This is a genomic window from Gordonia alkanivorans NBRC 16433 (assembly GCF_000225505.1).
Taxonomy (GTDB): domain Bacteria; phylum Actinomycetota; class Actinomycetes; order Mycobacteriales; family Mycobacteriaceae; genus Gordonia; species Gordonia alkanivorans.
The window spans coordinates 1-10499 of sequence record NZ_BACI01000010.1; the positions used below are offsets into that span (position 1 = coordinate 1).

Genomic DNA, 10499 nt, shown 5'->3' on the forward strand with positions numbered 1-10499 from the left:
ATGGCATGGCGAATGGTGATGCGCCGCATCCCGAATCGGTGGATGACCATCATCGGTGACACCGCCCAGACCTCCGACGAAGCGGGCACCCGGTCGTGGGGTGAGGTCCTCGAGCCGTACGTCGCGAAACGCTGGCAGTTCAAGGAGTTGTCGGTGAACTACCGCACGCCCAGCGAGATCATGACCTACGCCGCTCGCGTCCTCGACGAGATCGGCAACGGCGAGACCGCGCCGACCTCGTTGCGCAGCAACGGTATCGAACCGGTGGCGATCGCGGTGGACGACACCGGTGACGCGGCGAGCATCGCGGCAGGCGTGTTCCACGCCGTCGATCTCGCCGAACCCGACGGACTCACGGCCGTCGTCGTCCCCGACACGCTGGTCGATGTGGTGGCCGCCGCCCTGGACCCGGACGCGTTCGACGCGAAGGGTGTGGCAGCCCCGAAGGTCTACACGGTCCGGACCTGCAAGGGTCTCGAGTTCGACACCACGATCGTGGTCGAGCCCGCCGCGATCATCGCCCAGTCACCGCGCGGTCTCAGCGACCTGTATGTCGCGCTGACCCGTGCCACTCAGCGTCTGCTGGTCGTGCACGACGAGCCGCTGCCCGCGGTGCTGGCGGATCTGCCTGCCGTCACCGACGCCGCGACTCCGCGTCGCTGATCGCTGCGTCGATCCGCGGTCCGAACTCCGACAGGGCGTCGCTGCCGACGATGCCGAGATGGTCGGTGTCGATGTCGATCCGCGTGATGCCGCCGCCCAGGTAGGGCGCCCAGCGGTTCGGGCCTCCGTCCGCCGATTCCTCGGTGTCGCTGTCAGCGGCGACGATGAGCATGGTGTCGCCGTCGTACGGTCGTGGCCGGTGCGAGATCGTGCGCTCGGCAGAACTCGTCATACGCGTCAGCATCCGGTCGAAGGACTCCGCATCGAGCAGTCCGAGTCCGGTGACCTTGTCCCGGATCGCGGCGGCGATCGTCTCGGGCGCAACCGATCCCGCGTCGTCGGGGTCGACGAGCTCGTCGACGTCGATGACCTCACGCCAACCGCCGAGCAACTCCGAGGCCAGCTCTCGGGCGTCGATGTCCACCGACATCTCCCCGTCGTCCGTCCAGCTCGGCGCCAGCTCGACGTCGTCGGCCGGGTAGCTGTCGAGCAGACCCAGGAATCCGACGTCCTCGCCGCGCAACCGCAGTTCGACGGCCATCTCCTGTGCGATCAGGCCACCGATCGACCACCCCAGCAGATGGTATGGGCCCTCGGGAGCGATGCGTCGGATCTCGTCGACGTAGCGTACGGCGAGATCGTGCACCGTGGCGTCGGGGAGATCGCCGGCCACCACATACGGATCCTGGAGTCCGTACACCGGTCGGTCGTCGAGATACGGCGCCAGGCCACCGAACAACCACGCCAATCCATCGGCGGGATGCACACAGAACACCGGGTTCCGTGCACCCTCCCGACGCAGCGGTACGACGACGCCGCCGTTCGTCGGGTCGGACGCATCCGCGTCCACGGGTTCCGGTTCGAGGTGTGCGGCCAGCCGCGCGCCGAGGTCGCGAGGCGTCGGTCCGGCGAACACCCAGGCGACCTCGACCGGGATGCCCGTGCGACGACGGAGTTCGGCGACGAGACGGACCGCGGACAGTGACGTCCCACCGACGTCGAAGAATCCCTGGGCCGCGCTCGTGACCGCAACCCCGGTGACCGTGGACATGCACTCGGCGACGAGTTCCTCCCACTCCCCGGCCGGCGCCACCGGCTGCTCCGCGACGTGCGCCTCGTGACCGGCCTCCCGGATCACCGCCGACATCTTCGCGTGGTCCGGTCGTCCGTCGTCCCCGACCGGGATCTCGTCGACGATGGCCAGGACCGACGGGACACAATGCGGTGCAATGACTTCGACGGCAGCGCGACGAACATCGTCGGCGGTGATGTCGGCGCTGATGCCATCGCGGTCGACGCTCACCCACCCGTGGATCTCGATGCCGTCGTCGCTCGGGACAGCGACGACACTGCTCGCTCGCACACCGTCGAGTCCGGCTAGGGCCGTCTCGACCAGGTCGAGATCGACGCGCAGCCCGCCTCTCCGGACCTGACGGTCGAGCCGGCCGAGGACCTCGACCCGGGGTTCCGCGCCGTCATCCAGCCACCGTGCGAGCACACCGGTCGATGCGCCGGCGGTGCGCAGTTCACCGGGGATTCGGGCCGGCAGCGCCCGCCCGGAGGTGTCGACGACGACCGCGCCCGGCGCTCCCTCGATACCGAGCCGGCGACGATCGTCCTCGGTCACCAAGTCGATCTCACCCAGCAGGGTGGTGGTCGGTTCGTCCGCGGTGATCGCATCGATGATCCGCTCGAAGACATCGCGGAACACCGCGACCGTCTCCGGATCGAAGAGTGCTGCTGCGTAATCGATCTCGCCGGTGATGACGGCCCCGTCGGGGGTGGTCGTCTCCGCGAGCCCGAGGGTCAGGTCCACCTTGGCGGGCGGCGGCCCGGGATCGACGGGTTGCACGTGGAATCCGTCCGCGAACTCGGTCATAACCGCCAACTGATCGCTGTGTCCGGCCGAGGTGTCGGCAAGGTAGTTGATCATGACCTGGACGAGCGGGGCGTGCGCGGTGGACCGGACGGGCGTGAGGCGTTCGACGAGCGTCTCGAACGGGATGTCCGCGTGCGCGAAGGCCGCCGCATCGGTGTCGCGTACCTGATCGAGCAGATCGGCGACGGTGTCGTCGGCGCCGATCTCCGTCCGCAGGACGACGGTGTTGATGAACATGCCGATCATCCTCGTCGTCGCAGCCTGCCCTCGACCCGAGACCGCGGCACCGATACTCACGTCGTCGACGTCGGCGAGTCTGGCGAGCGCCGCGGCGAATGCGGCGTGGCACACCATGAACGGCGTCAGCCCGTGCGCCCGGGCGGTACGGGCGACCGCGGCGCTGCGTTCGGGCCCGAATTCGATCGGCAGTCGTGCGCCCCGGTGATCGATCACCGGTGGCCGCGGCCGGTCGGTCGGAAGGTCGAGGGCCGCGGGGATGCCGTCGAGCGCCGTCGACCAGTAGTCGAACTGGGCAGCCATCAGCGAGGTCGGGTCGTCGAGGTCGCCGAGAGTCGCGCGCTGCCAAAGCGTGTGGTCGACGTAACCCACCGGAAGCGGCTCCGGCGCGGGCAGATTCGTTCCCGACGTTCGCGCCTGGTACGCAACCATCAGTTCCCCGGTCAGGATCTGCAGGGATGCGGCGTCGCCGGCGATGTGGTGGATCACCACGACGACGCGGTATCCGCCGTCGACGGGCGCGATCGCGACCCGCACCGGGAGGTCGACGGTGACGTCGAATCCCTCGGCGCAGACCGCCATCGCGGCGTCGACATCGGCTGTCTCGTCCCACCGCAGGCGGGTTGCCACGTCGCTCGTGCCGAGCACGAGCTGTACCGGTGTCCCATCCACCGCCATCGGGTAGACGGTGCGCAACGGTTCGTGTCGGGCGATGACGTCGAGCAAGGCCTCGCGCAGCGCGGCGAGGTCCGGTTCGCCGAGCACATCGAAGGCGACGGGCATGTTGTACACCGGCGATGCCACATCGAACTGGTTGATGAACCAGATCCGTTGCTGCGCATACGACAGCGGGATCTGCGCGGGGCGCCGACGACGGCTCAACGGTTGCACCGACAGACGCCGCTGGGTCAGCGTACGCGCGAGCTCTCGTACAGTCGGTGCGCGGAAGATGTCACGGATGTCGATGTCCACCCCGAGACGTTCGGCGACGCCGGCCACGACACGCAGTGCGGCAAGCGAATGCCCGCCGAGGTCGAAGAACGACACTGTCACCGAGACCTCGTCGAGTGCCAGGACGTCGGCGAAGACCGCCGCCAGAGCGCGCTCGATTCCGTCGGCGGGCGGGACGAACTCGGCCGACACCGCGGCCGGAGCGGGCAGCGCACGACGGTCGAGCTTGCCGGTGGCGGTCAGCGGGACGTCGTCGAGGATCACCCACTGCGTCGGCCGCATGTACTGCGGCAGTGTCTCGACCACGCGGGCCCGAACCACATCGAGGTCGACGTCGCCGGCGAGATAACCGACCAGGACCTCGCCCGTCGGCCCGTTGCGGACGGTCGCCGCGGCGTGCGTGATGCCGTTGATCTGCGCGAGGATCGATTCGATCTCCGCCAGCTCGATGCGCTGTCCGCGGAGTTTCACCTGGAAGTCGGAGCGCCCGAGGTACTCGAGTTCACCTTCCGCATTCCATCGGACCAGGTCGCCGGTCCGGTACAGACGGGCGCCTGAACGGCCGGTGGGGTCGGCGACGAAGCGCTCGGCGGTGAGATCCGGTCGGGACGCGTAGCCGCGAGCCAGCTGCCCACCGCCGACATAGAGTTCGCCGACGACCCCGACCGGTGCGGGTTGCAGCCGGTCGTCGAGGACCCAGGTCGTGGTGTTCGCGATCGGCCGGCCGATCGGCACGGTCACCTCGTCGGTGCCGAGGCGGTGAGCGGTGACCTCGACCGCGGCCTCCGTGGGCCCGTACAGGTTGTCCATGTCCGCGTCCGGGACCAGCGCACCCAGCGCATGCGCGGTCGCCGCGGGCAGCGCCTCGCCGGAGGCGTGGATGCGCCGCAACGTCGCCAGGGCCGCGCGCCGCTCGGGGTTGTCGCCGACGTACTCGGCGAACGCCGCCATCATCGACGGCACGAAGTGGATCGACGTGATCCCCTGGCGCCTAACCTCGTCGAGGACGTAGGCCGGGTCGATGTGCCGACCGTCCTCGGCGATCACCAGCCTGGCGCCGGCCATCAGTGGCGCGAACAGTTCCGGCACCGACACGTCGAAGGTGGCCGGGGTCTTCAGCATCACGACGTCGTCGTCGCTCAATGGTTCCCGGATGTGCATCCAGGCGAGACGGTTCAGGACTGCCCGGTGACTGACCGTGACGCCCTTGGGTGTTCCCGTCGATCCGGAGGTGAACAGCGTGTACAGCGCGTTGTCGGGGTCGACCACCCGACGGAATGCGGCGCGGGACACCGCCGCGGCGTGGTCGTCGGCAACCGGGGTGTCGGCGTCGACCACCAGGACGTGCGGTGTGACACCGGCGAGGACCTCGGGTCGAGGGTCTGCGGCCAGGATCACCGAGATCGACGCCGCGTCGATCATCGCCGCGAGTCGCTCCGCGGGCGTTGCCGGGTCGATGACCACGTAGGCGCCACCGGCGGCGACCACGGCGTGGATCGCCAGGACGAGCTCGACCGAACGCGGGATGCACACGCCCACTGCGACATCCGGTCCCACGCCGTGGCCCGAAAGCCGCTGCGCGAGATCGGACACCCGGGTGGTGAACTCCGCGTAGGTCAGCGTCCGATCCCCCGCCACCAGAGCTATCGCGCCGGGGGTGCGTCGGGCCGCGGCGTCGACCGCCTCGGAGACCGTCGACCACGGCACGGACAGGTCCGGGCCGGAAACCAGTTCGGCGATCCGCGTGCGCTCGGCGTCGTCGGTCAGATCGATCTCGCCCACCGGCCGACCGTCGATTTCCGTACCGGTGAGAGTCTCGAGCACACGGATCAGCCGCGTGATCATCACCTCGATGGTCGACGCGTCGAACAGGTCTGTCGCGTAGACGATCTCGACCGGCCACGCACCCTGGGGGGCCACGCTGACCGCGACGGTCAGGTCGAGCTGAGTGGTCCCGGTGGACACCGCGAGAGGTTCCAGACGGAGTCCGCCGGGGGCCTCGGCTGCGTCGGCGGTCCCAGCAGTGCCCGTGGCGTGCAGCACCGACAGCATCACCTGGCTCAGCGGGGCGAAGGCCTCGGATCGCGCCGGGGACAGCCGGTCGACGAGGTAGTCGAACGGGACATCCGCGCGGGCGAGCGCGTTGACGTCGTCGACGCGGACGCGGTCGAGGAAGTCCCGGACATCGATCGCCGGGTCGACCTCCGTCCGCAGGACCAGGGTGTTGACGAACATGCCGACCAGGTCGTCGAGATGAGCGTGGCCGCGCCCGGCGACCGGCGTGCTGATCGCGATGTCGCGGCTCGCCGACAGGCGGGCGAGGAGGATCGCGAGCGCTGCGTGGATCGTCATGAAGTCGGTGATCCCGCGATCCCGGGACACCGCGGAGATCCGGGTGGCCAGGTCGGCCGGGATCTCCGCGGTGATACGGCCGCCACGCTGAGAGGCAACCGGCGGCCGTGGGCGATCTGTCGGCAACGGGAGGAGGTCGGGCAGGTCCGACAACCTGTTGACCCAGTACCCGACCTGCTTGCCGAGCACCGAGTCCGGGGCGTCGACATCGCCGAGGGTCTGCCGTTGCCACAGTGCGTGGTCAGCGAACTGGACCGGTAGCTCGGTGAACGCCGGCGGCCGTCCCTCGGCACGCGCGAGGTACGCCGTCCACAGGTCGGACAGCAACGGTCGCATCGACTCGCCGTCGGCCGCGATGTGATGGAGAAGGACGACGAGGAGGTGATCGTCACCGTCCGGGCCGTCGTCTCCGGCTGCCAGGAGACGTACGCGCAGCGGGATCTCGGTGGTGATGTCGAAGCCGGGCGGCCCGAGGAGCACGGACAGGTCGTCGGCGGCGAGCGGATCGGCGGGCAGCGTGTCGGTTTCCCACCGCAATGCCGTTCGGGCTTCCTCGATGTCGAGGATTCGCTGGAAGGGTTCACCCGCGTCGGCCGGGAAAACGGTGCGCAGGATCTCGTGCCGCGCGAGCACATCGACGACGGCGTTGCGCAGCGCCGACCGATCGAGCGGACCGCGTAGTCGTACGGCCAACGGGATGGTGTAGGCCGCCGACTCCGGTTCGAACCGGTTGAGGAACCAGATGCGTTGCTGCGCATACGACAACGGAATCCGGTCTGGGCGGTCGACGACGCGCACCAGTGGCGCCTGCGGCGGCTCCGAGTCGAAGGCGGTCTCGATACGGCGCGCGAGCCCGCGCACGGTCGGGGACTCGAAGACGTCGCGGACACCCAGGCGGACGCCGAACTGGTCTCCGGCACGCGCGCTCAGTCGGGTCGCGGCCAGCGAGTTCCCGCCGATGGCGAAGAAGTCTGCAGTGGCCGAGACCTTCTCGAGGTCGAGGATGTCGGCGACGATCGCGGCGAGGATTCGTTCGGTGTGACCCGACGGCGGTGTGTGGGCGTCGGTCGCGTCGGCGGTGTCGATCTCCGGCAATTGCCTGCGGTCGATCTTTCCGACCGGATTGCGCGGAAGGTGCTCCAGGACCTGGAGTTTCGCCGGAATCATGTAGGGCGGCAGCTGCGCGGCGAGCTGTTCGCGGAGATCCGCGACGTCGAGGTCTCCATCCGGGTCGAGGGGCTCGACGTACCCGGCGAGGTCGCTGACGGGGTCTCCCACGCCGATGACGACCGCGTTGCGCACGGCCGGGTGTGCGGTGAGCGTCGCCTCGATCTCACCGAGTTCGAGGCGCTGGCCGCGTAGCTTCACCTGGAAGTCGCTGCGCCCCACATAGGTCAGTTCGCCGTTGCGTGATCGGCGCACGAGGTCCCCGGTGCGGTACATGCGGCTGCCCGGTGGTCCGAACGGAGCCGACACGAAACGCTCGGCCGTGAGCGCCGGGCGGTCGTGGTAACCGCGGGCGAGTTCCCCGCCGGCGAGGTACAGCTCTCCGACGACGCCGGGCGGCACCGGATGGAGCCGGCCGTCGAGGACGTGCGCGGCGCCGCCGGGCACGGGATGTCCCAGCCGGACCGGTTCGTCGAGGCCGACCGCCGGTGAGGTGACGCTGATGATCGTCGTCTCGGTGGGTCCGTAACCGTTGTGGAAGGCGGTGTGCGCGGCCCAGCGGTCCTTCTCTGCGTCGGGGACGGCTTCGCCGCCGACGAGCACGTTGGTGAACGGCAACGACGCGGGGTCGGGTAGTGAGGCGGCCACGGAGGTCACCAGGAATGCGTGTGTCGTGCGATGCGTCGAGACGAAGTCGGCCAGTTCACGCCCACCGTAGATCTCCGGCGGGACGACGACGAGTGTGGCCGCGCTGCCGTAGGCGCCGAGGATCTCAAGGATCGCGGCGTCGAAGGCGGGTGAGCTGATACCCAGCCATCGGGCCTGCGGCCCCGAACCGTGACGGTCACGCAGCACTGCGGCCACGCCTGCCAGGCCCCGGTGGGTGACGAGCACACCCTTGGGCATCCCGGTCGAACCCGAGGTGAAGATCATGTACGCACCGTCGTCGGGGTACACCGGGCGCCGGATCGCGGGAGCCGGCCGAGGCGCTCGGGACCTCAGCTCGGCGGCCCGGTCGGCGTCGAGAAGCATCCAGTGCACCCCGGCCGACGTCTGCACCGAGCCGTCGGTGAGACCCACCTTGGCGCGTGCGCCTCCCACCACGCGGGCGATGCGATCCGCGGGATGGCGGGGATCGACCGGGCAGTACACCGCGCCGGTCTTGGCGATCGCCCACAGCGCGAGTTGTGCCCGTGCCGACCGTCCCAATGCGCACACGACGACGTCGTCCGGACCGACGCCGTGCTCGGTGAGTTCGGCGGCGAGATGCGAACTCGCGTGGTCCAGCTCGTCATACGTCCAGCTGCCGAGCTCGTCGATGACGGCGGGGTGGTCGCCGCGGGACCGGACGGCGGCGGCGAACAGTTCGGGCAGGGTCACGACGGCCGGGTCCGGGTCACCGGAGACCAGCGGCCCCGTGTCCTCGTCGATGGCGAGCAGATCGAGATCGCCGACCGGCGTCGCGGTGTCGGCGACCGCGTGGACGAGGAGGCCGACGAATCGGTAGGCCAGGCGCCGGGCGTCGGCATCGTCGTAGAGGTCGGTGGCGTAGGTGAGGGTGCCGCGCCAGGGTGCGCCCGCCGCCCCGTCGGTGCGCACCGCGACCGTGAGGTCGAACTTGGCAGAGTCGTCCGTCACGGGCACCGGACTGATGTCGAGGCCGGCGAGCTCGGTGGCCAGATCCGCGGGCATTGTTGCGGTGTCTGCGGTATCGGTGGTCGTCAGCAGGACCTGGACGAGCGGCGCGTACGACGCGGCCCGGGTGATCCCGAGCGCGTCGATCACCTCGTCGAACGGCACGTCGGCGTGTGCGAGGGCGTCGAGGTCGTCGTCGCGGATCTCGTGGAGGAGGTCCGCGAACCCGCCATCCGTCGCGACCCGGCTGCGCAGGGCGACGGTGTTGACGAACATGCCGATCAGGTCGTCGGTCTCGCCATCGCGGCCGGCGGTGGCGGTGCCGATGACGATGTCTCCGCTCCCGGAGAGGCGGCTCAGGAGTGCCGCGAGCGCGGCGTGCAGCACCATGAACGTCGTGGTCCCGGTGGCACGGGCGAGATCGGCGGCGGCCGACGCGGTGCGACCCGGAATCGTGAAGTCGACCGTGGCACCGCGGGTGTCGCGGGTCGACGGCCGCGGGTGTGTGGTCGGGAACTCGAGGAGCGCCGGAGCACCGGCGAGGCGGTCCGCCCACCACTGGCGTCGGGTGGCCGCGGTCGCGTCGCCCTGCCGGAGTTCCAGGACATGGTCGGCGTACTGGCGAGGCAAGGGCGCCCAGTCCGGTGCGCGGCCGTCACGTCGCGCGACATAGGCGGCGAGCAGGTCGCGGGCCAGGACCGGTCCCGACGCCCCGTCCGCTGCTATGTGGTGAATCGCAAGCACGAGCAATGCACCGTCGGCCGGGTCGCGGTGCAGACGTGCCCGCACCGGCAGGTCCCGGGTGAGGTCGTACGGCACCACGGTGACGGCCATCGCCTCGGCATCGGAATCGACCAGACGCCAATCGAAGTCGACGTCGTCGGCGATGACCTGGTGCGGTCGGCCGTCCGGCCCGAGAGGGTAGGTGGTCCGCAGGATCTCATGCCGCGCGATCACATCACCGATCGCGGACCGGACGTCGTCGGCGTCGACCTGCCCGCGGATACGGAATCCGAACGGGATGATGTACGAGGCGACGTCGGGTTCGTACTGGTTGATGAACCACAGGCGTCGTTGCGCACTGGAGAGCGGCAGGATGTCGGGACGCGGCGACGATGCCCTCTCGCCCACCTCCGGGCCGAGCGCCGCGGGATCGGCGCCGGAACGTTCGACGCGGGCGGCGAGGCCGCGAACGGTCGGCTCGTCGAAGACATCCCTCACGGTGACCGCAATGCCGAGCGTTCGTCCCAGTCGCGACGCGAGACGGGTTGCTGCCAACGAGTTCCCGCCGGCGTCGAAGAAGCTGGTGCCGGCCGAGACCTCGTCGACCCCGAGCACATCGGCGAAGACGTCGGCGACGGCGATCTCGGCGGGTGTCGACGGGGCGACGTACTCGTCGGCCGCGTACATCGGAAGCGGGAGTGCCTTGCGATCGATCTTGCCCGCGGTGTTCGACGGCATCTCGTCGAGGATCACCCAGGACGTCGGACGCATGTAGCCCGGCAGTTTCTCGGCAACGGTCCGGACGACATCGAGATCGACGTCGGCGCCGGTCAGATGAGCGACGAGCTGCTCGCCGGCGGGCAGTGCCATCACGGACGCCACCACCTGGGTC

General features: G+C 69.8%; 1 protein-coding gene and 1 pseudogene. One reads left to right on the forward strand and one right to left on the reverse strand.

Annotated features, from left to right (window positions below; translation table 11 throughout):
• Positions 1–663: pseudogene (locus tag GOALK_RS01195) on the forward strand (helicase); the annotation flags it as partial.
• On the opposite strand, the gene GOALK_RS01200 reads toward GOALK_RS01195, so the two are convergent.
• Complete coding sequence (locus tag GOALK_RS01200) at positions 635–10477, reverse strand: non-ribosomal peptide synthetase (protein WP_006356953.1); 9843 nt, start codon at positions 10475–10477, stop codon at positions 635–637. The pseudogene GOALK_RS01195 and the gene GOALK_RS01200 sit on opposite strands and share 29 nt — an antisense overlap.
• Positions 10478–10499: the final 22 nt, after the last annotated feature.

Bases quoted from the DNA above. Each gene is read 5' to 3' on its own strand.
- GOALK_RS01200 (WP_006356953.1), bottom strand. From the start codon at position 10,477: ATGGCACTGCCCGCCGGCGAGCAGCTCGTCGCTCATCTGACCGGCGCC.